General features: G+C 56.4%; 19 protein-coding genes. 8 read left to right on the top strand and 11 right to left on the bottom strand.

Annotation, left to right across the window (positions count from 1 at the left end; genetic code table 11):
* Positions 1 to 61: 61 nt before the first annotated feature.
* Complete coding sequence (locus LAO21_08880) at positions 62 to 1,129, bottom strand: hypothetical protein (protein ID MBZ5552819.1); 1,068 nt, start codon at positions 1,127 to 1,129, stop codon at positions 62 to 64.
* 597 nt (positions 1,130 to 1,726) lie between these two features.
* Between LAO21_08880 and LAO21_08875 the strand changes: the two genes are divergently transcribed.
* Both LAO21_08875 and LAO21_08870 read left to right on the top strand, forming a co-directional pair.
* Entirely contained in the window at positions 1,727 to 2,101 is a 375-nt protein-coding gene (locus tag LAO21_08875) for a BlaI/MecI/CopY family transcriptional regulator (protein ID MBZ5552818.1), read from the top strand.
* Positions 2,098 to 4,059, top strand: coding sequence for a M56 family metallopeptidase (locus LAO21_08870; protein ID MBZ5552817.1), 1,962 nt, complete (start codon positions 2,098 to 2,100; stop codon positions 4,057 to 4,059). The genes LAO21_08875 and LAO21_08870 overlap by 4 nt, the downstream gene beginning before the upstream one ends.
* Positions 4,060 to 4,343: 284 nt before the next feature.
* Here the strand turns inward: LAO21_08870 and LAO21_08865 are convergent, their stop codons facing one another.
* From LAO21_08865 to LAO21_08855, 3 genes are read right to left on the bottom strand one after another with little or no spacing between them, the layout of a single operon-like run.
* A complete protein-coding gene (locus LAO21_08865) occupies positions 4,344 to 5,327 on the bottom strand; it encodes a glycyl-radical enzyme activating protein (GenBank protein MBZ5552816.1) in 984 nt (327 codons plus the stop codon).
* Positions 5,328 to 5,816 carry a hypothetical protein gene (locus tag LAO21_08860; protein ID MBZ5552815.1) on the bottom strand — a complete coding sequence of 163 codons (489 nt, stop codon included), beginning with the start codon at positions 5,814 to 5,816 and terminating at the stop codon, positions 5,328 to 5,330. It lies immediately after the preceding gene.
* A 10-nt stretch (positions 5,817 to 5,826) separates the two neighbouring features.
* Entirely contained in the window at positions 5,827 to 8,361 is a 2,535-nt protein-coding gene (locus LAO21_08855; GenBank protein MBZ5552814.1) for a hypothetical protein, read from the bottom strand.
* Positions 8,362 to 9,391: 1,030 nt separating this feature from the next.
* Between LAO21_08855 and LAO21_08850 the strand changes: the two genes are divergently transcribed.
* Together LAO21_08850 and LAO21_08845 are read left to right on the top strand one after the other, a co-directional pair.
* On the top strand, positions 9,392 to 11,194 hold the full coding sequence (locus LAO21_08850) for a hypothetical protein (GenBank protein MBZ5552813.1): 1,803 nt from the start codon (positions 9,392 to 9,394) through the stop codon (positions 11,192 to 11,194).
* Between the two features lie 236 nt (positions 11,195 to 11,430).
* Positions 11,431 to 12,798: a hypothetical protein gene (locus LAO21_08845; GenBank protein ID MBZ5552812.1), complete on the top strand. Its 1,368-nt coding sequence runs from the start codon at positions 11,431 to 11,433 to the stop codon at positions 12,796 to 12,798.
* 38 nt (positions 12,799 to 12,836) lie between these two features.
* Here LAO21_08845 and LAO21_08840 read toward each other — a convergent pair whose 3' ends face one another.
* Positions 12,837 to 13,553: a hypothetical protein gene (locus tag LAO21_08840; GenBank protein ID MBZ5552811.1), complete on the bottom strand. Its 717-nt coding sequence runs from the start codon at positions 13,551 to 13,553 to the stop codon at positions 12,837 to 12,839.
* 326 nt (positions 13,554 to 13,879) lie between these two features.
* On the opposite strand from LAO21_08840, the gene LAO21_08835 reads away from it, so the two are divergent.
* Complete coding sequence (locus LAO21_08835) at positions 13,880 to 14,302, top strand: hypothetical protein (GenBank protein ID MBZ5552810.1); 423 nt, start codon at positions 13,880 to 13,882, stop codon at positions 14,300 to 14,302.
* Between the two features lie 27 nt (positions 14,303 to 14,329).
* Here the strand turns inward: LAO21_08835 and LAO21_08830 are convergent, their stop codons facing one another.
* From LAO21_08830 to LAO21_08820, 3 genes are read right to left on the bottom strand one after another with little or no spacing between them, the layout of a single operon-like run.
* Positions 14,330 to 15,118 carry a hypothetical protein gene (locus tag LAO21_08830; GenBank protein ID MBZ5552809.1) on the bottom strand — a complete coding sequence of 263 codons (789 nt, stop codon included), beginning with the start codon at positions 15,116 to 15,118 and terminating at the stop codon, positions 14,330 to 14,332.
* Between the two features lie 24 nt (positions 15,119 to 15,142).
* Positions 15,143 to 15,976 carry an OmpA family protein gene (locus LAO21_08825; GenBank protein MBZ5552808.1) on the bottom strand — a complete coding sequence of 278 codons (834 nt, stop codon included), beginning with the start codon at positions 15,974 to 15,976 and terminating at the stop codon, positions 15,143 to 15,145.
* A gap of 47 nt (positions 15,977 to 16,023) precedes the next feature.
* Positions 16,024 to 17,031 carry an NAD-dependent epimerase/dehydratase family protein gene (locus LAO21_08820; GenBank protein MBZ5552807.1) on the bottom strand — a complete coding sequence of 336 codons (1,008 nt, stop codon included), beginning with the start codon at positions 17,029 to 17,031 and terminating at the stop codon, positions 16,024 to 16,026.
* 213 nt (positions 17,032 to 17,244) lie between these two features.
* Here LAO21_08820 and LAO21_08815 point away from each other — a divergent pair, with 213 nt between their 5' ends.
* Positions 17,245 to 17,880: a hypothetical protein gene (locus LAO21_08815; GenBank protein ID MBZ5552806.1), complete on the top strand. Its 636-nt coding sequence runs from the start codon at positions 17,245 to 17,247 to the stop codon at positions 17,878 to 17,880.
* A gap of 361 nt (positions 17,881 to 18,241) precedes the next feature.
* On the opposite strand, the gene LAO21_08810 is transcribed toward LAO21_08815, so the two are convergent.
* Both LAO21_08810 and LAO21_08805 read right to left on the bottom strand, forming a co-directional pair.
* A complete protein-coding gene (locus tag LAO21_08810) occupies positions 18,242 to 19,393 on the bottom strand; it encodes a hypothetical protein (GenBank protein MBZ5552805.1) in 1,152 nt (383 codons plus the stop codon).
* A gap of 403 nt (positions 19,394 to 19,796) precedes the next feature.
* Complete coding sequence (locus tag LAO21_08805) at positions 19,797 to 21,131, bottom strand: hypothetical protein (GenBank protein MBZ5552804.1); 1,335 nt, start codon at positions 21,129 to 21,131, stop codon at positions 19,797 to 19,799.
* Between the two features lie 1,080 nt (positions 21,132 to 22,211).
* On the opposite strand from LAO21_08805, the gene LAO21_08800 reads away from it, so the two are divergent.
* Positions 22,212 to 22,676 (top strand): hypothetical protein, encoded by a 465-nt coding sequence (locus LAO21_08800; GenBank protein ID MBZ5552803.1) that lies wholly within the window; start codon positions 22,212 to 22,214, stop codon positions 22,674 to 22,676.
* Positions 22,677 to 22,946: 270 nt separating this feature from the next.
* Entirely contained in the window at positions 22,947 to 23,111 is a 165-nt protein-coding gene (locus tag LAO21_08795) for a zinc ribbon domain-containing protein (GenBank protein ID MBZ5552802.1), read from the top strand.
* Positions 23,112 to 23,350: 239 nt separating this feature from the next.
* Here LAO21_08795 and LAO21_08790 read toward each other — a convergent pair whose 3' ends face one another.
* Positions 23,351 to 25,474 (bottom strand): sigma-70 family RNA polymerase sigma factor, encoded by a 2,124-nt coding sequence (locus LAO21_08790; protein MBZ5552801.1) that lies wholly within the window; start codon positions 25,472 to 25,474, stop codon positions 23,351 to 23,353.
* Positions 25,475 to 25,539 lie beyond the last annotated feature (65 nt).

Below are 25,539 nucleotides of genomic sequence, written 5' to 3'. Positions count from 1 at the left end.
TGCAACTGACCGCTGAGAACTGACAACTGAGAACCGACAACCGAGAACCGACAACTTCCCCTCACTCAACCCAGTCCGCAATGAACACATTCGTCTCATGTGGGACCTTGCCATTCCGATTCGAGGCAAAGACCAGTTTCTTCCCGTCATGACTGAACATTGGAAAACTGTCAAAGGCGTCACTGTATGTGACGCGTTCGAGCCCGGAACCGTCCACTTTGATGGAGTACAGGTTAAAGATCCTTCCTTTAGGGTCCTGCATATTTGATGAAAAAATGATCCGCTTTCCGTCGGGGAAGAAACACGGGGCGAAATTGGCCTTGCCGTTGTGAGTGATTTGCCGTTTTGCTGTCCCGTCCGCCTTCATCATCCAAATCTCGAGGGTGGTGGGGCGGATCAGGCTTTGTTTCAACAGCTCGCGATACTCGGCAATATCCTTCCCGGACTCCGGGTGGTAGGCGCGATAGACGATCCACCGGCCATCGTAAGAGAAAAACGGCCCGCCGTCATATCCCAATTCATGGGTGAGTTGTTTCACGTTCCTTCCGTCGAGGTCCATGGTATAGATGTCCAGGTCTCCATTCCGAATGGAAGTGAAGACCATTCGCTTTCCGTTCGGGGAGATGACACCCTCGGCATCATAGCCGGCGGTATGGGTCATCTGCTTCAGGTCAGACCCATCGGGCCGAGCGCTGAAAATGTCATAAGCCGGATAAACCGGCCACACGTATCCGCGCGAGTAGTCGGGCCGAGGCGGGCATTCCGGGCTGGCAAGATGAGTCGATGAGAAGGTGATTCGCTTTCCATCCGGAGCGAAGTAGGCGCAGGTGGTGCGCCCGTGGCCGGTGGAGACCCTCTTCGCCTCTGACCCATCGATATTCATGGTGAAAATCTGGTCGCACGGATATTCGTCACGCGTGGACTGGAAGATCAGTTTTTTGTCATCCGCCGAAAAGTAGGCCTCGGCGTTTTGCCCCCCGAATGTCAACTGGCGAAGGTTGTGCAGGTGTTTTTCCTCCGGCAATCGGAGGGGGTCCTGATCAGAGGGGATCGCCGTCGGTCGAGAGGCCACAAGAGTCGCGAGCAGAACGCTTCCAAGGAAAAGGACAGTTGGGAATGATTTCATCATTCTCTCCGGATTTGAGGTCAGGTTTGAATCGGCCCATTATAATCAAAATCCAATGATTGGGGTCACGTCTTCATGCTCCTTCCCATGCGATTCGCAGCGGTCTGGCCATGGACTCTCCTGGACGGGGGAACGTTGAAGGGGATTACAGGGGGGGAATCGGCACCCAGTATATCATGTCGCTGGCTGAAATGGAGATTGGAAAGACCCCAATTATGGTGTTCTTTCGCTACTATTCCAGTTTGCACTCAAGGAAAATAGCGGGTGCCGCAGACATGCGTTTTGTGCATGTCTGCGAAGAGTGATCCATGACGCCTCTACTCCCCCCGGTGAGGCCACCGGCAAATCCCCCAAGGGCCACGACCAACCGCGGCCTCCAGGACTCTGGCAGCCGCAGGCATGTACAGAACACATGCCTGCGGCACCCCGGGGCAGGAAGCCCTCGGAAGGCTTTTCGGGTCAGACCTTTCCAACAGAAAGACATCCCTCATCCGCAACGATTCCTCGGGTCAGGTCTGAACTTTTATACAATTGAACAGACCCAACGGGGAAATCATTGTGTTCTTGACATTACCAATTACTTAGTACTAAAGTATTAGTATGAAACCCAAGACATCGACGTTGACCGACCTGGAGCTGGAGATCATGCAGATCGTGTGGGGACGCAGACAGGCGACCGTCCGTGACGTGTATGAAACCCTCCGGGAACGCCGCAAGGTGGCCTATACCACGGTGATGACGATGATGAAGATCCTGGAACAGAAGAAGCGCCTGAAGAGAACCCTGGTCGATCGGGCGTACCTCTACCGTCCGACCCAGCCGCAGCGACAGGTGGTGCAGGCGATGGTCCGGGAGTTCCTCCAGCGGGTCTTTAATGGGTCTGCAGCACCCTTGCTCCTGCATTTAGTGAGAGACCGGAAACTAACCTCCCGGGATCTTGAGGAGATCTCGCGGCTGATCGGGAAGAAGTCATGACCGAACTGGCCTGGAGCAATTTTTGGTCTTACAACGGGCAAATTGCCTTGCTGGTGGCGGTCGTTGCTCTGGCGCCCTTTGTGTTGAGAATGCACGACCCCCGGGCCCGCCTCGTCTACTGGCAAATCGCACTGGCGGCGTGCCTGCTCCTCCCGCTGATCCAACCGTGGCGGCGTGCCGTGGTAGCCGTTTCGGGTGAAATCGTATCGGGAGTAACAAAGAGTGTGTCCGTTCCGGTGAGTCCGGCCCGTCGGTCGTTCCCGACGCGCGAGTTTATCTTGGCGTCCTTAATCGCCGGCATGGGGATCCGCGCGGGGTGGTTGATTCTGGGTCTCTATCGTCTACGCCGGCTAAGAGGTGTCTCGGTTGCGCTTGATCCGGTTTCCGATTCCGTTCGGGCCGTTCAATTCCGTTTGCGCAACTGGACCCATCTGAGGGTTTGCGAAGATCTGGCCGGACCAGTCACCTTTGGGGTCAACAGAGCGGTGGTGCTTCTTCCTCCCACGTTTCTGGAACTGGAACCGAAGATACAGGCCCTGGTCGTTTGGCACGAATTGGTCCACGTCGGGCGTCGGGATTGGCCGTTTACCGTGTTTGAGGAATGTGTCGGCACCGTGTTTTGGTTCCATCCCGCCCTGTGGTGGCTGCTCGCCCAAATCCAGCTTGCCCGCGAGCAGACGGTGGATCGTCATGTCATTCAGTGCACTCAGGCGCGCGATGGGTACGTTGATGCTCTGTTGGCAGTTTCCGGTATCCGAGAACGGCTCAACATGGCGCCCGCGCCGTTGTTTCTTGAAAAGCATCACCTCGCCGCGCGAGTGGCCAGTATCGTCAAGGAGGTTAAAATGTCCAAACGAAGGTGGTGGTTATCGCTCGGCGCGGGCGTAGCCGCGCTCGCAATCGCCGGATGGTTCGCCGTCGGGTCGCTGCCGCTGAAAGCCACCCCCCAGCTGGTGACGGACGCGGAAGGAGTCAAGGTGATGAGTGGCGAGGCCAACCTCATCCATCGCGCTCGTATTAAATACTCCCAGGCAGCGCGAGAGAAGGGAATCGAGGGCACGGTGGTTCTTAACGTCCTCGTCGGCAACGACGGCACTGTGAATGACGCCACCGTCGTCGGTGGACCTGCGGAACTGCGCCGCACCGCGCTGCAGTCCGTCCTGCAATGGCACTATGCCCGGGGTATGGAGGGAAAGAAGGTCGAAGTCTCGATCCAGTTTCAGTTAAGTCAGCCTCCACCTCCGAGTGTTCCCGGACCTGGCAAGTCTGAAGCCGTCCCGGCGCCACCCCCTCCCCCTCCTGCACCATCGAAGGGTGAGCTACCGCCACACCCTTCCGCTGCTCCAGACAGTGCTATCGGGACCCCTCGCACCGTCAGTCACATCGTTGTTGAAGGATTGACTGATTCAGCACGCGACGCGCTGCTCAGCAAACTGCCCATTCATGCAGGCAGCTTGGCAACATCTGGAGAGATGGACCGCCTGCTGCAGGTCGTGCGGGAATTCGACGAGCATTTACGCATCGCCCTGTCCCCCCCCGGTGGGGAGAACGTCATGGTGGTTCGAATTTACCTGCCCGGACCGGGGAGGGGGGACCTCTCACCCGGCGAGATCCCGCCCATGACAACGGTTCGACCTGAGGAAGGTTTTCCGCCAGCGGCGCCTGGAGTCCAGCGCATCCGCGTCGGTGGCACAGTACAGTCACGCAACCTTGTTCGCGAGGTTCCACCCGAGTACCCGCCGCTCGCCAAGCAAGCACGCATTCAAGGTACGGTGGTCCTTGGTGTCCTCATTGATCGCAATGGGAAAGTTGTCAATATCCAGGTGGTGAGTGGTCACCCGCTGCTCGTGCAGTCGGCGACGGACGCGGTCAAGCAATGGGAATACAGACCCACCCTGCTCAACGGCGCGCCAGTTGAGGTCGTGACCACGGTGGATGTGAACTTCAGGTTGCCCTGATGGGGGCACAGCCAGTTGTCACACCCGTAGCATTCAGGTCCGACTGCTCGGATGACTGGCAGCTAATTGCGTGAAGAGTGCTCGGGAACGTGGTCGGTGCGGGACGGCACTATTGGGACTAATACAAGCGTTGGATTTGGAGTCACATGGGGTAATTGTGGAATCTTCGCGGTAGGGGCGCATAGCGATGCGCCCCTACAATGAATGATGTGCGATTTTGTAACAATTTCAATGATTTTCGTATTAGAGGAATATGAGTGTAGGATCCCTGCCACCCGAACTACTCATGGATGCTTTTCCTCTGTTTTAACCGCAGGAGGCACCGGGATGCCTGGTAATTCGGCGTTTTCGGTTTGCCGGCGTTGCCCCCTTTTTCTCTCAATGATCTCGCGGAACATTTTGAAGGTCTGTTCCTCGCGCTCAGGTTTCATGAAGCCGGATGGCACATCGGGAATCGCCCTGCCGAGACGAGTGTACATGGCTGCGCCGAGAGGATTATAGGGAACCAGAGAAATCTCCCTGGCCGCGGCTTCGCAAAGGTAATTGACCACCGCGCTGAAATTGTCGCGCGAATCGGTGATTTCCGGAATCACCGGGACCCGGGGTCGGACCTCTACGGTGTCCTGCGCCAAGAGCCGGCGAAGGTTGTTGAGAATGCTTTCGTTCGATCGTCCCAAATACCTGAGGCTCTCTTCGCGGTCAATGATCTTGATATCAAAGAGGACCAGGTCCAGGTAGGGAAGGATCTTGCGGGCAAACACCTCGTAGTCAAAATAGCCTGACGTCTCCAGGGCGGTGTGAATGCCGCAAGCCTTGAGTCTCTGCAAGAGGGAACGCACGTAATCGGGAAACATCGTGCATTCGCCTCCCGAAAGCGTGACACCGCCGCCGGAATGCCGATAAAAGGAGACGTCTCGCAGCAGCAGAGGCACCAGGTTTTCCACCGGCCAGTACGTGCCGATCATCCGCAAGGCGCCCTCGGGGCAGGCCTCGACGCATCGTCCGCAATGGTCACAACTCTCCCGGTCGATGCGCGAGGCGCGGTCAAGATCGATGGCCAGGCGCGGGCAAGCTTCCTGGCACGCCCCACACCTGACGCAATGCTCCTCAGCAAATGCGATCTCGAGTCCCGACTGTTGCGCCTCGGGGTTGTGGCAGAAGACGCAACGCAGGGGACACCCTTTAAAAAACACCACGCTGCGAATGCCCGGGCCGTCTTCCCGGCTGTCGCGTTTAATGTCGATGATAAGTGGACGGCGGGTTTCCATTCATGCCACTCCCAGGCGATGCTGAAGGTCCCTCGCCAGGAACCCAAACCGGTAAATGTAATTCAGGTTCCCATCCACCTCGACCTCATTTGCCAAAATGGAATCAAGGATATCCTGGTTTTCCGCCAGGAGGAATCTCCAGAGTGCCTTGGGGTCCTTGAAGGAGACCCGAACCTCATAGGGAGTACGGACGCCGGAGTCGACCGCCATCTCACCGTCGTGAAACACCGCTGTACAACCCACCTTTCCGTCGTCAGTCCTGAAAACATAGGTCCCCTCGAAGCCCCGGATGTTCTCCCGGTAGCCCTTCGAGAGGCAGAATGACAATTCCATGCCTCGAAGGAGCAGCTCCATGAAGTCATCAGTGACCTTCCCGCACAGCTGGTCCGCGAGGGGCCTCGAGAATCGCCGCACCAGCGAACTCTGGGTCCCTTCAGAAGACATGGCGGAAACCAAACGGAGAGCAAGTTTCCTGATCGTCGAAGCCATGATCGCCTCCTCAGGGCAGTTGGAATGGTTCGTACGGTACTGCCCGACCGGTCGAGAGCAAATATTCCGTCCGATCAATGATCTCTTTCTGCATCTGCGGGTTCAGGTCCTTGAAGTAGGCTGTGTAGCCGGAGACGCGCACCAGGAGCTTGTCAAACCGGCCGGGATTTTTCACTGCCTCCAGGAAGTCCTGGTGAGACGTAACATTGAACTGGATCTCCATGCCACCGGCGGGCTCGTCCTCCGTCGCATCGAAATATCCTTTAACGTAAGCGACGAAAGTGTCCAACATTTTCTCCGGATCGCCATCGTCGGGTGTGAACTTGAGGTTCACCGCCATTCCGTTGGTGATGACATGCGGGGGGAACTTGGCCACCGAATGCAGCGCTGCGGTTAAAGAGGGGGTCACTCCGGAATTGGGAGTCAGGCCGCTCGAAAAGTTTTCCCCGGCCTTTCGTCCGTTCGGCGTGGCCCCGATGAGACGGCCAAAGCCGGCATGATTGGTCATGGTCCAGTATCCAACCCGGTATCTTCCCCCCCGGTAGTTCTGCCTGCCCTTTACAGTCTCATGGAGCGTTTCGGTCAACCAGAGGGCGTTGCGGTCTGCCCGGGGATCGTCGTTGCCGAAACGGGGTGTCCTGTCCGGATCCCTCAACCGTGTCAGGAGCCAATCGTATCCTTCGTAGTTGCGGCAAAGGGCATTGAGAAACTCGGAGAACTGGATCCGTCCCTCCTGGTAAATCAGCCTCTCGATGGCATTCAGAGAGTCGGCCACATCCGCCAGCCCGATCACTGCGATTCCAGACGCATTCAGGGTGGCGCCACCTTCGATCAAGTCCTTGCCTTTTTCCATCGGACCTTCAAAGAGCGCCGAGAGGATCGGTGTCGGGTAGAACTGTTGATGAATCTTTCCGAGCAGCTCGTTGAGGGCCACGGCCTGATCAACAACCCAGAGAATCTGCTTCCTGACGGCCTGCTTAAATTGCTCGAACGATGTAAAAGTCGCCGGGGCGCCTGTCTCCAGGCTGACGACGGTTTCCATGCCGAAGTGCCGGTGCCGTCCGTTGAACAGCGCCAGCTCCAGGGCGGACGGAAGATTCAACAACAGGGCGCCGGAATGACCATAAAAGCGACCGTTACTTCCCGGTTCGACACACCCGATAACGCCGTAATCACGGGCCTGCGCCAGGGTGTGTCCACTTTGAGTCAGCGCCAGAATGACCGCTCGATCATTGTGCAACGCAGGTGTGGCCCGGGTGTTCAGGTTTGCTTCGCATAGCCTCCGGAGGTAGGCGTCCTCATTGACCTCGGGGTGGTAGCGGGCATTGAGATTGGGATCCCGCAGCATCATCAGTTCGATGGCGCGGAGCATCACGTAGGTGAGATCGTTAACGGCATCGCGACCATCCGCATTCACGCCGCCGATGGTAATCGCCTGGTTGGAGCCGGTCCCCCCAAACAATTGCTCCCCGGCGCTCGGGATCATCGGGACATGGTCCCCAATCTTCAACCACAGATAACCCAGCAGTTCGACCGCCCGTTCCACGGTCAGGCGGTTGGATTGGAGGTCCCGGTCATAGAGGGGATAGAGGATCTGATCCAGGCGGCCCAGACTCAATCCGACATTTGGATTTTCCAGGTGAAGGGCTGTCCAGCAAATCCAGACCGTGGTCAATCCTTCGCGAAACGATTCGGCGGGATACTCCGGGACGCGTCGATAAATCCGCGCGATCTCCGCCAGGTTCATCTTCCTGCCGGGATCGGTTTCCTGGTCCGCCATCTGAGCGGCGGCATCAGCCAACCGGTGGGCATACGCGATCACCCCCTCCATCACCTCGATGATCGCCTGGTAGAACTCCTTCCGGGAACCCTCTTCGGTGGGGCCCAGTCGCCCCTGGGCGTCATCGATCACCGCCCGCAGGCCTTCATTCAAGGCCCGGGAGAAGTCGGGGATCGTGTGCGAAATGCAATTGGGCTTGCTGGCGAGGAAGAGAACAAACTTCTGCAGAAGCTGGATCCGGTTGCGGTCGGCATCGCCTCCGCGGGCGCGCGCCAGTTCCACGATGTTCTCTTTCATCCAATAGGGAAAGACATCGAAGTTAAGCGTTCGTACGTCACCATCGCTGATGTAGTAAGGATTGCTCTTGCGTCGGGACAACGTCCAAAGTTCCGGCCACAGGGACAGTGCCATGAACTCCGGGTACATCGGCACCCCTTTGAACTTGCTGGTGGTGGAACCTGCGAAAGGAGAGCTGTCTTCGAAGCGAAACTCCTTCATCCCTTCAGCGGTCTGCTCATGGGCACAGGTGTGACACGCAATGGGGGATCGGTTCTCCAATACCTTTCGGTAGAGGCGGCCCTTCTCCAGGACTGTGATCTTCTCACAGCCAAAAAGGCCTGCGGCCCGGCTGAATTTTGTGATCAACATCGGCCGCTCGGAGCAGACCTCGGGCACAGCGCGGAAATAGGCCTCGCGCAAGGCCTCCAGTTGAGGCGCGAGCTTGACATCCCGTAAGGAAAGATCTCGGTTGATTAGGGTGGTCATCGCCAGTCCTCCCATAAGACCTGTTGCATCGGTTCAAACGCAATCTACCTAAATATTGAAAGGCAAGGGTTGAGCCCTTGCGGTGTGAACGGGCCAGGATGTTATCGCGCTCGGATCGTGGTTCCGGGAGGCCGGTCGCAAATCCATCCCCTGAAAAAACAGGAAGAGGAACATCACTCTTGCTACCAGAAACCCGTCGATTACTTGATGAAACGGGAGAGCAAAAAAGGAGGGCCTTCGCAAAAGAACAGTAGTGTAAAAAGTCTTACTTGCTGCACGAGAGATCGAGTCAGAATCCCTTGCGCCTCCTCATCTCCAGCCTGGGTGCGTCTGTGCCCCCTTCTTTCAATCCAGGCCAGACCGCACTGATAAGTTGATTCATGTTTACCCCTGCTGTTCAGCATTGTCAAGAGAAGACGGGAAGAGGTGATTTGGCCTGGGTTGACCGGGTGATCCGCCGCGATGGGAGGTTGCCAGGCGGGGCATTGGTAGACAGCGATCTTTATTACCCTGACACCATCATTTGAAATAGCCCATGGTCCTCGTCCGGGGTGATTTGAGGCCGCCCAGGCTTGGAGATTACACTTGACAAGTGCCATTCATCGGCGTAGCAAGAGCACATGAGGCTTAACGATTTCCTCCCGGGAGTTCTGTAGCGGGATTTCGGAGAAGGGATCTCAAAATGGTCCCTGACGATTCTCTTCCTGGTCGGTTATTTAACCTTGGCATCTTTGCTGAGACTTTCCATTCACACGACTGCCCGGAGTTCCATAGGTTCGTGCAATCCCTTTGGACGAGGAGCGGGGTGTGTTCCCAACGTTCGAATGCCTGTGTTAACTGCACCCCGACCCTTCACATTTGCAGATCCCCGTATGAAGTGTCCTCGGCTCTAATGCTCGAAATCAAGCCCCAGGTTTTCCACCGACTGATTTCACACTCCCGGAGCTATTTCGCTGGATGCGTATGGGTACTGATCCCGGTGAAATGCTCCTGTGTTGCACTCGTGGGTTGATCCCCGGGAGGTCTGACCATGGTTGATAACAAATTCAAGACTCTTAGATGCCTGGAAGGAAAGACAGGCCTGGATCCACTTCTAGATGAAATTCAAAGGGACGTCCAGGCGAACTCGGTTCTCGAAGCGATGAAATCCTACATCGATGAACTCCGCGGCAAACTCGATAACAACGCCCGCCCGTACCAGAAGATCTCGCGCCTCTTCGAGGCAGGGCTCACGCCGACCCAGGTGGTGGGCCATCATGATGGCGTGGCTGTAGGCCTTCGAACGGGCGATGAGCATGACCTTCTGGCCTCCTATGGAAATTTTATCGGGTTCGTGTGGGGTACCACCGTGGGGCCGGTCGCGCCATGGGTGGGGAAATCCTTTCATCCCGTGACCAGAGACCAACTTCGAGATTACACCGCCGGATTCGAGCAGGGAGAAACTCCCACCTATCTGGGTATAAATCATTTCGAGAAAGTGGAAGACTCCATCCTCAACAAGATCAGCCTCTCGATGGTTACCTTCCTGATGCATTTAAAGGACGCTCCGCTCGAGGAGAGAAACCTCTATGGTTATGACAAAAACGGGGGCCTCTTCATCGCTCGGCGCGCTCAATCTGTTTATGCTGGATCAAAGCGTGAGGTCTTTCAGCTGAACTATCGCTGGCACAACCTGGGGAGCCTCCCCCCGATCAGCTACCTCATCGACGAGTTGGTGCAGGTGACGGATGGCGTCTACTTAGGGCAGCTTTTGTTTGCGACCCGGAACATGCTTGGGCAATTCGACCCTGACCTTCCGGTTGAGAAGTACGACTACCAGCACTTCGGTTACTTCCTGCTCATGGATGACAGTTGGGCGAGCGAGACCCGGAGAGTCTTCCCCAATATTAAGCCCGGCCGTACTACGGCCCATCTCGAAGCTCCAAAACAGGCGGAGGGGAGGGCCCCGGGAGGGCCGCTCGTCAGCGTTACACTGCCGAAATTCACCACGTTCACCTTTGCCGACCCTGTCGATGGAAACTGCAACGACAATGTGCTCGCCGAGATCCACGAGGACATGAAACGCTTCGAAACCATACTCGACCTTCTCAAGGATTACTCCGATCAGCTCATGAAGAACTTCGACAACCACTCCCCCTGTTTTCTGAAACTGCATGAGCTCTTCAACCGTGGGGTCGGCCCGGATGAAGTGAGAGGTTTTTTCCGTGGAGCGGTCGTCACCTTCCACGCCGAAGGCTTTTACAAATTCTTCAATGTCAACACACTGAATGTGGGCTGGTTGTTAGGTCGACGATTCACCCCCTGGACGGGCAAGACCTTTGACCCGATCAGCCTGGATCGGTTAAAGGAAATTACTGACGGTTTTGAACAGGGATTGGTGCCCACCTTCTGGGGGACCAACACTCAATCCTTCAAGACCACCAAGCAGAAGTTTATCGGGGAGATGATGAAACTCGCCGGGGTTTGGACCGAAGAGGTCCCTGTCGAGGAATCCAAACACTGGGGGTATGACGCCAAGTGCTTTTTCTTTATCGCTCGAAAGGGCGCCTCCATTAACGAAGACAACCAGGGCAAGGAGGTTTTCCTGTTCAATTACCGTTGGCCAAAGCTCAAGACCCTTCCACCGGACAATTACTGTATCGACGAGTTGGTGAAAATCGCTGAGGGCTTGTACCTGGGTCAACTGATCTACGCGACCGAGCTCCTGAAGACCTATGACCCCCGGGAAGACCCTGCGGCCTACCAGTATCGGCTGTTTGGATATTTTCTTCTGATGGATGAGGAATGGCAACGAAGGAGAATGGAAATCGGTTTCGATCCCTATGACATTTAGAGATTCCCTTATCGCAGAAGGAGCGTGGGGCAAGGGTTTTCGTTCCCGCACCCAGTTACTGGGAGAAAACATCGTGCGAGCGAAAACCGGGGGCTTCCCTCCACGAAGTTGCCGAGTGAGAGTTACATCCAGCCCGGGATTGGACCTTGTTTGGTCCGCTTCGCTGATGGCCGATCTGGGAAGGGGAAGCGGACAAGTTGGAAGTAGCAATTTGAGGGTTTCCAAGGAGGCTGATTATGATCGTCTTTGTAAGTGACCTGCATCTAACCGATGGTTCTTCGGGAGAGACCATTCATGCCGGGGCCTTTGCCGCCTTCCGCGAACGCCTGAGGGACATGGCCTACGATGCGTCCTGGCGAAGGGATGGCACATACGTGCCGATTCAGGAGCTTCATGTTGTGCTCCTGGGGGATGTCCTCGATGTGATTCGATCGAGTAAATGGCTGACCGGTACGGTGCGCCCATGGTCAAGCCCCGAGGATCCCAATTTCATGCTGCGGGTGTCAGAAATTACCCGGGCCATCCTCGATAAGAATCAGAAGTCCATTGCCATTCTGAAGAGTCTGGGTGACGGGCGAGTGATGACACTTCCGCCCGCAACGAAGGCCGGCGTCCCAGCTGTCGTATCCCGGGACCCTCTCGCCCCGGAGCGGATACCGATCAAGGTTCATCTTTATTATGTTGTCGGCAACCATGACTGGTTCTTCCATGTGCCCGGACCGGCTCACAATTCCATCCGACAGTCCATCGTGGACGCAATCGGGCTGGATCAACCCGCCGACGCGCCGTTCCCGCATGACCCCTTTGAGTCCGATGCGCTCAGAGAGGTTTTCCGGGCACATCGCGTATATGCCAGGCATGGGGATATCTTCGATTCATTCAACTATGACCAGGACCGGAATGCCTCTTCCCTGGGTGACGCTATCGTCGTTGAGCTTCTGAATGGATTTCCTGATGAGGTTCAGAAGCGTCTGGGCGGCGAATTGCCGGAGGATTGCACACGGGGACTCAAGGAAATCGACAATGTGCTCCCCCTCCTGATTACCCCGGTCTGGATAACGGGTCTTCTCCGGCGGACCTGTCCGGATCCCATGGCAAAGCAAGTCAAGGCGATCTGGGATGAACTGGTAGACAGGTTCCTGGGCCTCGAGTTTGTCCAAGGGCACCACTCCGTCAAGCAGCTTTTCGACAATGTGACAAAGCTGGAATGGGCGTTGAAGTTCTCGAAGGGCGTATCTCTGAACAATCTGAGCGCCATCGTGGCCTGGTGCAAGGAAAGACTCGGGATGCAGGAAGGGGCCTTCTATCAAAACGCCTTCACGGAGGCGGAATTCAAGAACCGCCGGGCGCGCTACATTGTTTACGGACACACCCACCATCATGAGGTCATTCCCCTGGATACCGTGCAAATGGATTCGGGCTTGTTGGAACAAATCTATATCAATGCGGGCACCTGGCGGGCCGTTCATGAACTGGCCCAGCTTCAACCCGACCAGCAGGAATTCGTGGGCTACCGCGTCATGACCTATCTGGCTTTCTTCAAGGAGGGTGAACGAAAGGGGCGCGGATTTGAGGCGTGGTCAGGAACGCTCGGCAGGTCGTGAGAGCCTTGTGGCGTGGCTTGGATCATGCCGGCTGACGCTCACTTTTCCTTGTGGAGTTCTAGGTTTCGTACGACGGTTTTGGAGGGCAGGAGGCTCAGCGTGCCCGTTATCAGGGCGCCACGAACTGCGAGTCTCCACAGCTGATGGAATCGTGGGGTCTGGACCTCTGACGTCCAACTCCCGTCTCCCGGGTCGTATGTGAACTCGAGGACCCCCATGGGCACGGCTTTGCCGTCCACGATCTTATCAGCTTCGACCGTCACCTTATCCGTCTTTCCCGGCGTCCCTTTGATTCGATAGACGACCTGTTCATCTGTGCAAGCCGGAGCCGCCTCCCGATTCATGCAGGTCGAAGAACCCCGCCACTTCCCGACAATTTGGTCTTGTGCGGTATCTGCCCGAGCGACCGCAGTAAGCCACAGAATCGGAACCACCAGGCACAACACAAACGGTCGCTGACGCGCGACTAAACCAGGTCTCCTCACTGTTGTCCTCCGTTGATCCTTTCGACGCCTCGAATGTGCCTCCATCGCATCATCACTTGATTTGGCTGCCACCGCTTCGGCAAGCGCGTCAACCGCTCGCTTCTTTGGGACGAACTCCGACGAATAGGAGACCTCCTTCATCGCGTTAGAACTTCGGTGAATAACCACGGCTTTGAGGCGCGACAACTCACGCTCAAAGCGGGGAGGCCCGTTCACCACCAGGATGTTCTGCTGCCCTTTGAAACTGAGCGTGTCAAGACCAGATGCCATATGTTGATCTCCGCCTAGCAGGATGTCGGGCCATGACCTTTCGTCTAAGAACTCTGATCGGGGCAGAGTGCAGAACTCATCATTCGCCAATCTCCTCGAGAGTGCGCGAGCGTTAGACCTTCTCCCCTCCAAACTATCTTGCATCCGGAATCCATGATACATTCTCCTTGAATTCGCTCCTTCCCGGCTCTACACTTTCTTCAAGCAATCGCCGCGTTGGAACCTCTTGGACTGGTGGGTTGTTCTAATAGTAGAAGCTTGGCGCGAAGTTGGTCAGTTGATCATTCAATTCCCCGGTTCCGTGGCCGGGCAAAACAGGAGAACCGATGGGAGACCGTAAGTACCGACAGCGAGGTTATCAGGATTCCAACCGGAGCGAAAAGCGGTCCGGACAATCGCCTGCTGCCAGGCCCGACATTTTTGGGCCGCGAACGCCGAATATGCCCGCGACGCATTCTGTGGTCCGTTGCGCCGGATGCGGCGCCATCCTTCCCGGCGAACCGGACTTCTCCGGGCAGTGTATACGTTGCGGCTTCGAACTCCACAGCTGCAAACAGTGCAATTACTTTGAACCCTCTGCGCATTTCGAGTGCAGTCGCCCCATTGAAGAGCGGGTGGCAAAGAAAGACGCACGGAACAGCTGCACTTTTTACTCGCCCCGCGTAACCGTCGAGCGCGAGACCTCCCAAGCTTCCTCCCGGTCTGTCGATCCCCGCAAGGCCTTCGACAACCTTTTCAAGAAAGAGTAAAGCCAGCGTGGAGCACCCCCGGGCTTCTCAACGGTTCCGCGGAACCGCAATCAGGTCCGCCGTCTTGTTCCTGCTCGAAGTCAAGTACTGGTGGCGATAACTGCGCGCGCTCTTGGTCTTGAGCTTCAGGGCGAGGCGTTTCGCCGCCCGGGCGTCGTCCTTCATCGAGAAGGTGCTGTGTTTGCCGGTGTGCGGGTCAAAAAAACCGATATAGCCCCCCGGGTTCACACCGAACGACTGCAAGGTCTTTCCCTTGTGGCTCCGGCCCAGAAAGTCGTTGCGGCTGCCGAGTTCGTCCCCGCCGGTGAAGTACAGGGGCAACACAAAATTGGAAACTTCCACCCCATCAATCTTGTAAGTGTCTCCCTGCACGGCGTCGGACATTTCATACCAGTGGAACACGGCCCGATGGGGGTGAGCGGGATGAGGGCCTTGCACCAGCAGGTTGGCCTCAGGATCGGCGATCAATTCCAGCGCTTCATGTGAAAGGGTGACGGTCCAGTTCTCCTCCAGCTCTTTGGAGAGCTGAGTGAAGACAAAGCCATAAGGGATTCCGCGATTGTTGGTATCGTGATAACCCAGGGCGTCCGACACATCGGCCCCATTCCAGAGGTAGAGGACCGCATCGCCGCGCATGTCGGCCAGGTCCACTTTGCTCGGTCTCTTGCCGCTCCGGCCCTCCAGCCGCAGCCTCGCCCCCAGGCTCCAGTAGGGTTCGAAATCCCCGGCGATCTGCCGATTGATGGCTTGGACCACCCGCTGGATTTCTTCATCGGGGATCTGGCCATTCGTGTGGTTGATGACTGAGATGATCATGATCATTGCTCCTTGGTTTTCGGCTTAGTTCTGTTCGACTAACTCCACTCTCCTGTTCTTCGCCTTACCCTCCTCCGTCTTGTTCGATGTCTCCGGGCAGTAGGGTCCGACTCCCGCCGATTTCAGGCGCGTGGGCTCGATCCCGCGTCCGACCATCGCTTTCACCACGGCGGCGGCCCTCTCCGCAGAAAGTTTTAAATTGGACTCGAGGGTGCCGACACTATCCGTGTGCCCCACCACATATAATTGGAGACGCGCGTCGTTGTGGAGGAGCTTTACGATTTCTTCGAGCGTTGGGTCGGACTCCGGCTTGAGTATCGATTTTCCAGTGTCAAAGTAGATTCCGTAGACAGCCACTTTTCCTGTGGCCGCGAGACTCCGGTTAAGTGAATTCGCATCGGCCGTCACTTCCTGGGCCATGGGTTTGGTTTCCACGATGACGAGTTCGTAGTTCCGCCCGTCATTGAACGCCTCCACGTGCGCGTAGGTCACCGCTCCCCCTTTTTGGATTTTTAAATTTGTGACGCGCGTTTCACTGGACAGGATCTTGCCTCCGATGCTGCCGGCGGCATTCTGGTAATTCCTTACAATCTGAATCATGCTGACGGGCTTCGCGCCGGCCTTGAGGGTGTATTCCAATTTTGTCGTCTTGCCTTCCCAGCGGGCCTCATTGCCTGAGAGATAGGAGGGCTCATAACTGTCGAAGTCTTTCTCCTCGAAGCTGGAGAGATAGTAACCGGGCATTCGCGTGAACAACGGATGATCTTTTCCTCCCTCGACGTCTTTCTCCTCCTGAGCCCAGGTAACCGATATGAATGCGGCCAGAACCAGTACGAGTGCCTTGAAATACCATTTCATGAGAACTCCCTCCAAAATCAATGTGAGTAAATCGTATCTTTTGAATTCTATCGCCGGTGGAGTTCAGCTCCAAGCTGGATTCCCAATTCATTCATCATCCCAAGCAGCGTCTCGCGCAGCCCGTCCTTTAAAGACCGAGGGTTATATCCCAGTTCCCGGCGTGCTTTTTCATTGTTGCCCAGATAGGTCACGCCGGCCGCCACCCGCAGGCCTTCCGAGGTGTACGCCTCGGGCAACGGGAGAAACGGCTCAACGGGTCGCACAAGGAGGGACATCCCCTTCATCAAGGTCGACGGAACGCGAACCGGTGGAGGCTTGATTCCGGTGATGGCGCTTGCCATGTCGAAAGTTTCGACCAGGCTGTGTTTCGGCCCGGCAATGATATAACTCTCCCCGGGCTTCCCCTTGTCCATGGCGAGAAGATGACCCCTCGCAACATCGTCCACGTGGGCCCAGCAAAAGGCGCTGGCGCGGGGGATCATGGGGAGCCGCCGACGCAGATACTGACGCAAGGTGTTGCCCAGGATGCTCGGGTCCCCCGGACCGTACACTGCGCCGGGTTGCACGATGACCAGGGGAAGGCCCGCCCGCATCCTCGGTAACGCGACGGTGTAATGCGCCAACCATTTGGTCCGATCGTATTCGCTGAGGTGGGGACCCTCGTAGCAATACGATTCATCCGGAAGGCTTCCGTGCGTGTCCGAAAAGACGGCCACGGTGCTCGTATACACTCCCTTGGGAATGGACAATTCCTTCATCATCTCCAAGACGTGGCGAGTCCCCACAACGTTGGTCCAATAAGCGGTGCCTTTGTCACGAGCCCCGATCTTGTACCATGCCGCCAGATGAAAAATCCCGTCCACATCGGTCATGGGGGTGCGCAGGCTATCCCGGTTGACGATGTCCCCCTCGAAGAGTTTCACGCCCAGGGCGACGAGGCCTTTTGCGCGCTCCCGGTCTCTAACCAAGGCGATAACCTGGTGGCCGGATTCAATCAGTTGAGCAGCGACGCGCGAACCGATAAAGCCAGTCGCTCCCGTGATAAAATATTTCATCGAAGGACCATTCCCTTCCGGAGTTTGTTATTTTACATAAATTAGGGTTAAATTGAGCTTACATTCGGGAGAAAGACAATCCTTAGCCTGTTCCCGGTTTGTCTTGTTCCCCAATCTGATCCGAATAATATTTCTATCCTCGACCCTTGGGGGCACGAATCAGGTTTTTCACAGGAAATTGCGCATCAAAAAGCCAGTCTGGGAGGATCTCGGGTGGAGCCCTGTATTGTGGTCAAGAACTTCCTGTCCCCGGAAGAGATTCAACATTTCCTGGAACTGCTTCTGGAGAACCAGGGACTCTTCGTCGAGACGCGCGGCCGAGGGGGATTAGGACCGCAATATCAGGTGATTGACGGCGAAAGCATCCGGGCTCGACTGCCGGAAGTCCTCTCATTCGGCGAGCGGCGCCTTCTCGCCACTGCGGAGGAAATGGCAGGCCAGCGCCTCCAGTGGCTGGACAGTCCCCGGCGAAGCATGCGCGTTCAGCGCTATACGCGGCGGGGCGATGGTTTTCGCTGGCATCTGGATGGACACTCCTGGGTCATCCTCCTTGCCTTAAAGAACAGCAATGACGGCCAGCTCCATGTGATCTCCCCACAACTCACTCGATTTCTGAAATTCCTTCTCTATCCGCTTTATTTCATTCCCCAGGTGTTTTCCGTTTTTCCTCATCGGCAAATCATTCTCCAGCCGGGTGACCTGCTGTTCATGTCCGGAGGACGCATGCTCCATCGAGGAATCACGCCGAAGGAAGGCGGGGAAAGGGTGCTCATGGTTTTCACTTTTGATGAACTGGGAAAAAAACACAATTGGTTTCGAGATCGCGTTGCCCGGTTCCTGAATTATTAGCCCGGATTCCGAAATTGAAGGCGCGTTTCTGGCGTCAAGGCTCGACCTTCCGTCTGGAAACTTGTGAGGTGAGGATGATGGAAGCCGAGAAAGAGCTCCAGACCGCTGCCCCCTCTTCTTGGAAGGCTTGACACGAAGTCGAGTTCAAGGTTCTGGATTGGCGTGGAAGCCCTTCTTAACACCCGTGTTCAGGCCCCTTGAAGGGGACCCTCCGATCTCAAATTAGAAATTTCAGATTTTGCAGGCCGATGATTATTGGCGGGTTGGCGCACACCCCGATGAATCGGGGTGTGCGGTTTTAATGCGTAGAGCCTCAATATCCATCCAGCAATGAGCAGCTCTCATTGTGTTGAAAACAGAATCAATTGGTCCGGGTCAGCGTCATCGTCCCCGTCCGGGAGGTCCCGTAAGCGTAAGAGCCACCCGAGTAAAAGGGGTCTACCCAGGTCACCACAAAAACGTTATTCAAGTCATTCAGGGTATTTGATGAAAAATTGAAGTTCGTAATTCTCATATAGGCATTCGCTGACACCCCGCCGAAGGCCACATTTCCACCATCCGCATAGAACGATAGCCTCAAGGCGGTCCCGACGAGGCGCCCACCCAGGAAATACACCTCCGGGACACTGAGGGGGGATCCATTAAGGGTAGTGAATCGGACGTATCCCCCGACATAGAACCCATCCACCCACAGACTGGCATCGCCCGCCGTTGTTATGCCGAAGGCAGGGGTGTTGGTGGTAAATCTGTAAGCGCGTGGGGCACCTTCCAACGGCAAGGAAGAGAATTGATTGTTCACGAAGGTCAGGGCGGTTCCATAGACGGGGTAGTCCGCAGTCGAAATCTCAAGCCGGCCCCGGCCTAAACTGGTTCCCGAGAATATTTCGCTCAGGAATTGCGCGGTATGGCACGCGTGCCCACAAAGGTCCATGGTTCTGGTTGCCACATTTCCATTGTTCTCATTGAAAAGCCTCAGGGTGAGGTGCGCGATATGGCCCGAAGCGGAATCTCCATTGTTGAGGGCGAGCGCGATGGTTGAAAAATCCTCGAATGCAACTGTGGACACATAAAATTCGTTGGAGGGAGGAACCCCGACGCTGTCAGTGATCGTGGAACCTGAACGAATGAAGTAGGTAAGATTTCCCTCCAGGAAATTGTCGTTCACTGAGCTGCCTCTGTAAACGAACACCGTTCCGGTTTGAACGCCACCATTCACCGTGATGTGAAAGCTCTGCGTGACGCCTGGCGGGATGGATATGGCTGTGGTGCCACTTGAGAGGACGCCATTGACGAATGGGGTCCAGGCGACCCCGTTGCCCGTGAGAAGCCACATTACCCCGGGATACGTGACAGAGCCGCGATTGGTGACGTTGAGCACGGTCTCGTATCCGCCGCCGGCAGCCACCTGGCCGAACACCAGGTCCTTGTGGGTCCAAAAGGTCTGGCCAAAAAGGGAAGAGCTTATGACAAGCAGTCCCAGAAGAGTCGACACTAGGACGATCTTATTCCGCATATTGCCTCCATGTTCTGTGGCCGGCGCAAGGATCGGCCGGACATCACAGTAGGTAACAAGAACGTGAACTCAAGGTGCGCAAGTCCAGTATCATCCGCAATTGAAAGGGTCTGAATCGGGGAAAATTTTGGCGGGAGGGAAGCCAAACCATACGGTGAGCTGCGAGATTGCAAGACAGTCTCCGTAGATGCCCGCACCCGGAGGACTCAAATTCAGCTGGCCAATCAAATCACAAACATTCGACGGGGACAGTGTAGAAGACGATTGTCACAATTTTGTCACAGAATGGGGGGGCATGCGTGCTCATTCTTTGTCACTTCAGCCTTTATCGAAAGGAAGCAAGGGGAGAAGCCCCTTTGTCTAAATTGCCGCAGTGCTTCGTCGCGTTGTACGTAATCCGGCCTCATGGCAGGACAATGCGGACGACTTCTGATTCTCGCTGCACCGTTCCCGTAAAGTTGGCTTTAATGCCACTCGCTTCGAGGGTCACCTTTCCTTCGCTGGCGGAGACCTTGGGCTCGGCCAGCCCGGTCACGATCAGACGACGGACTCCGTTGAAGAGAGGGTGAGCGCCCGCCGCCTCCGTCAGGGCCCGATGCCCGAGGACTTCGATGGTGCCGCTGCCGTTGCCCAGCTTGATCCAGCGCGTGTGCAGGATTTCGCGGTTGCCGAGATTTACGACATTCCAAGGGTCAAAAGCTTGCGGCCAGAGGGGCTCTTTGCCAGCGATGATTTCAAGGCGGGTGCCCCGGGCATCGAGAAATTCCTGCTTCTGTCGCTTCCGGTTGGCGGCCGATTCGGCAATATCCTGTCGGGCGCGCGTGACCGCGGCTTCGGATTCCCGCGCGGTAAAGTCGCATTGCGCCGGCACCGTCATCGTGCGCAAGCGGTCGCTGAGAAGCTCATCCAACGATCCTCCGGTCTCAGCGCCAAGCTTCAACTTCCACGCGGGCTCGAGGCGCTCCAGCAACAACGCCAGCGCCTGTCCCGTCGCATAGCCGCGCTGGCGAACCTGTCCCTGGTCGGGTGGAAAATCCTCCGCCGTGAGGGCAGCAGCTTTCCCGATTGACTTGAATTGAACATACTGCGCCAGTCCTTCGAATAATTCCGACTGGCGTTCATAGGTCGCGGCATTCGCCGGGATCGCGCCGAATCGTTTCGCGCGAATTTCGAGGGCCTTCTGGGACCAGCATACCGCTTCCGTCTCTGCACTTGAACCCAAGGCTCGAACCAGCGAACCACTCTCAAGACGCCTCTCGGCCAGGAGTTCGGCGTTGTCGATGGGATAAGTAAACAGGTCCACTTCATTGGCCCCCCACTTCGGATAGCGCTTGTGCTCAAAAACATGGAACGCCTCGTGAAGGAGCAAAGCGGCGAGTTCCGTCGCGGAAGAATTCCTCGGATTCGAGAGATCGGCCGTGGCGGTGGGGAAGCCGCTGACTTCCGTCCCGGTATTGGCGCGCACGGTGTCATGTTGGCCTGGATAGAGAAAGATGTTCTTTCGACCCGGGACGGGGCGGAATCCCTCCGGTGGGGAAGGATGGTTGCAAAGATAGGTATGGGTGCCATCGTAGAATTCGATTGGCGTTTTCGCAGGCTCGAATCCCGGCCAGAGGTCTTGAGCGGCGATTCGATTGAACTCCTGAATGACGCTGAGCGCATCAACGGCACGTTGCGCCGCGCTGACGCAAAGTACGGATACAAGAAAAAGAACCAACAGGAAGGCACGCCTCATCATTCCAGTCTCCGAATCAGAAGATGTCCCTTACCACGGGGGGGCCGATAAAAACGTCCTCATCCTACCACCGCTTCCGGTTTAGGCCGGGGGTTTTTTGAAGCGTTTCTGAAGGGCTGGATGGTCACAGAAGTAAGGCGGCACGGAAGGGTCTTTAAATATGACAAGCTCGGTGGCTGATCCTTCGCGCGCAGCCGTTGCCACACCCGAAGCCCAGTACCGTGTGTACTCATTCATTGTCAGAACCACCGTCGCAGTCCTTCCCGGCGGCGTGCGCCCCGTGGCGGATCCCAGGTGCTCGCGCATGCGGCGAATGTCGTCATTTGCAGCCCTCCTTTCCTCCAGGGGTGGATTTCCCGGTCCAAATCCCCGCTTGATCTTCCTCCTTGTGTTAGTAAATTTTATCCCAACGGTTGCCTCCTGGACTACTTCTTTGTGAATTGTTTCGCTTGCATCAATCTCCTTGAATTTATATGGGAGGATTCGTATACTGGTTGTCGGGTAGCGACCCCCACTGGTAAGGATTTTGAATCTTTGGTTTAACTTGGAAAATCAAAGTGTTTCTCCGGGGCATTTGTTTTTGCCAGAATCCGGACTCTCCCCCGTTAGAGCCAGAGTAGAGGGTTCTCGACAAAGCAAACCCAGGTGTTGACCGGTGGGGCAATCGGTTCGTAGGAATGGTTCCATTTGATCTTACGAACGGTGGCCGGGGTTTTGAGGAGGCCTGATCAGTCGCGCCCCGCCGACGCGACGTTAAACCTGTTGAACTCTCCCGACGCCTGAGAGCTGATTGGAATCCAATCCGCTGTCAACGTTGGATTGTAGTTGGCCCCTCCCCCTCACCGTCCATTCATACTTTCTTGTCGACAGGAGTGCTTCCGCTGAAATCCAATGAATTCCGGAACTGACCCCTTCCTCCAGGTGCCGGTGACGACATTCCAATGCGGGTGGATCGGTGGGATTTTGGCGGCATTTATGCTCCCGCCATTCAACATCGAACGGGTGGACAGAAAACCTTGAACTCTGACCGGGGAAGTTAAATTCAACGAGAGAACCCCTGACGCTGGGATAAGGCGGTGGACCATGACTCACCTCGTAGACAACCGAATCAAAGTGCTCCTGGTCAACTCTGACCCCCACCCGTCACTTTTTTGGGTTGACTTGTTCTTCAAGTATCGCTGCACGGTCCGGCATATCAGCCTGAGAGACGACGGCCTCTATGCCAATCTGTTCGGAGCCGATTTCGATCTAATGATTCTGAGCCTGAATGACCCGGAGGATCTGGCAAGGTATCTGAGTTTCATACCCGAAGTGCTTCCGTACCTTCCCGAACTCTTACCTTACTGCATTCTGATACCAAGAGTTCGCTTCCAAACCAACGATGGAGAGTCGGGTCGGGCAGGCGAAGATTCGGTTATTGCCGTGCCGAGAAACGAGATTGATGACACTCTGAGAGCGGCGATACACGAGCTGGAGAACGGAGGATCGATCAAATCAATCCGAAAGGCAAGGCAAGCCTCTTTGAATTTTCCAGGGCCGCAGCAATGATTTGACCTTGACTGAGGCTCCAAGGGAATGCAGTTCGATGTGCACGGAAGGCTCCGAATCCTGACGGACGGTGGCCCAAACAGGGAGCGCCGAGGACCCTGCCCGCGAAGCTAGATCCACAACTTGGCCCCGGGATTTTGGCGTGGAGGCCGTCCTCTTTGAAACCCTGGCATCCCGGTTCCCCCTCCCAAACCTTCGCTGGATTCCATCTTACAAACAAATGCCGTATAATAGACCTCAACAAAGCTGAGAATTCCGTGGAGGTCTCCCATGCCCATCTATGAATTCGAATGTTTGAAGTGCAAGAAGATATTCTCGCTTGTTATGTCCCTGACCGAATACGAAAAGAAAAAGCCCGAGTGCCCCAAGTGTGGAAGCAAGCAGGTGGAGCAGGTGGTCGAGGCTTTTTACGCTGTCACCTCCAAGAAGAGCTGACTCCCCGGGGTCAACTCCCATTTTCGGGATGCGCGCCGACCCGTGTTCCACCAATTTCAAATTCAGCAGGGACTCAACCGGGCTGAACCAGAAACTGGGGTGTGAGTCTGCGTGCGACTTGGCGATCACATTTCCCTTGCGCATTTCGGGTGACATGCCGTGTTCGCGGAGCGTTTCGAGCGACGAGGTCGAGGTGCATTTGTCGGCCCGCGGAGTGGCCATAACACGTGACAAGGAATCTACGCCGAATAGTTCACACGGACATGGGCGGGGAAAACAGCCGCGTCTTCGGGCGTAGTATGTCGCAAGCTCTCGAGATCGACCTCAAGTAGCCGGGGAAGGCCAGCCAGGGAGGCCAGGCCTGCCTGGGTGATGCCATCGCACTTATAGAAGCGCAGATGTTCGAGAGACGACATCCTTCCCAGAATCTCCAGGCTGCGATCCGTCATCCGGGTGCTCCAAGCTTGATAGGATTTCAGCTTGGACAAGCCGGCGATATGCGCGGTTGCAGCGTCGGTCATTTCCGGACAATACATGCAGTGCAGGGCTTCAAGCTGTCCACAGCGGCCCACATGACGAAATCCGTCGTCGGGGACGTCCATCGGCATGAATTCCCGAAGCGCGGGGAAGCGAGGCAACGTCGATAAGCCCTCGTCATCGACGTTTCTGCAGCTCACCGAAAGTCCGCGCAACGCCGGCATCGCCTGGAGGGCGGCAAACCCGTGCCCGGTGAGGTTGTAGCAGCGCCGTCCCCAAATGTATTCAATAGAAGGCGAACGGCCCAACTCCATAAAACCCTTGTCGCCCGCGACCGCATCCTGGCACATCAGGAAACGGAGACGAGGGATACTGCTGATGTGATGCATCGCTTCATCGGTGCAAAGCTGGGCGCAACAACCCAGCCAGCCCAAATGGGGAAGACTCGCCAAATGACTCAAACCCTCCGGTGTGATCGCGGAGTTGATGGGGTCGAAGGGCGCATGTCCCATCGTTCCGAAAAGGTTCACTGCGTAAAGCCCGTCGAGGCCCGCCAGGTTTCGAAGTCCCCTGTTCGTCAGCGGCGCTTTGAGATTCAGCCAGAGATAGTTCGGATGGGCGATGAAGGACAGAAGTGACATCTGTGCCCGGCCGCCCCTCCATGTCTTGAACACCGGAAACTGGTGGAGCAGTTCGAGGCCGGCATCGGTGACATTGGTACCGGCAAAAAATTGCCGGAGTCTCGCCTTGCCCGTCAGGGCCTTAATGACGCCGTCCCCGGTCCGCGTCCCCATCAGATTTACCCGCTCCAGACGATCGCATTGCGCCAGATGGGCCAAGCCTGCGTCTGACACTTGTCCCTGGTGATGAAGCTCAAATGTCTTGAGCTGCGGAAGTTGGCGTAAGACCTCAAGCCCTTGATCGGTGATCCGGTGACAACTCAAATTAAGATGCTGTAACCGCGGGAGGTGCGCCAGGTGGCGGAGGCCGTCATCGGTCACTTCCGGCGAATCATGCAGGTCGAGATAGGTCAGGTGATCGAGCTGGCAGATCCGTTCAAGCAAGGCGTCGGTCATCTGCCCAGAGGCGCCCAGACCCGGAATTTGCAGTTCCCTCACCAGGCCAACGACCGTGTCCCAGTCTTTTTCTGTCAGGGTCTGGCGTGGCTCGATCAACCAGGTTTGCGCAGGGGGCACTTCCGCGGTCCGGGATGCGACAGTGCTGCCGGCTGCTAGTTTGCTGCCGTCAACGTCGACGAAGTAGAGTTGCAAGGTCAAGGAGGCGCTCATGACCCGCCCGGCAAAGTGTGGGCCGCTCGACGGCCGGGCGGCCCGTAACCCTTCCTCAAGGTGTCTCATGTGTTTCTTTAATCGTTGGCGGGCCGAGTACAACCGGGTCTTGACGGCATTAGCAGTCACTCCCAGGAATTCGGCGATCGTCGCATGCGAGTGTTCACCCAGGTAGTACAGCATTACGGCGGCGCGCTCGGCATCGGAAAGGGTCGCGATGGCGTTCCGGATAGCGGTTTGCGCATTCTTCGCCTCGAGGGTCTCGTGCGGGGAGGGCTGCGGGGAGGCCACTTCCATCGCCGCACTTAAGCCAGTGATGGGGTACCGCTTCCGGCGCGTCAAACGGTCGCAGTGTTTGAAGAGGAGGGTGCGAAACCACCCCGCGAAAGCGCCCGGTTCGCGCAGTGAACGCAATTCTCGATATGCCTCGACAAAAGCTTCCTGCGCCGCATCTTCCGCAAGCTGATAATCCCCCAGAATAGAAGCAGCATAAGCCACCGCCATGTCCTGATACGAACGGACCAACTCTGCAAAAGCGAGGTCGTCCCCCGCTTGCGCCGCGATCACTAACGACGTTATCCGTTCCTTGTCCGGCAAATTCCCTCCATGTATAAAGACCCGAATTGTGTGACCAGGGTGTGATGGCTCGGAGGGAAATATAC

The organism is Terriglobia bacterium (genome assembly GCA_020073085.1).
In the GTDB taxonomy this organism is placed as follows: Bacteria; Acidobacteriota; Terriglobia; order JAIQFV01; family JAIQFV01; genus JAIQFV01.
The sequence above is the reverse complement of the archived record's forward strand: the minus strand, read 5'-3'. Positions and strand labels throughout refer to the sequence as shown.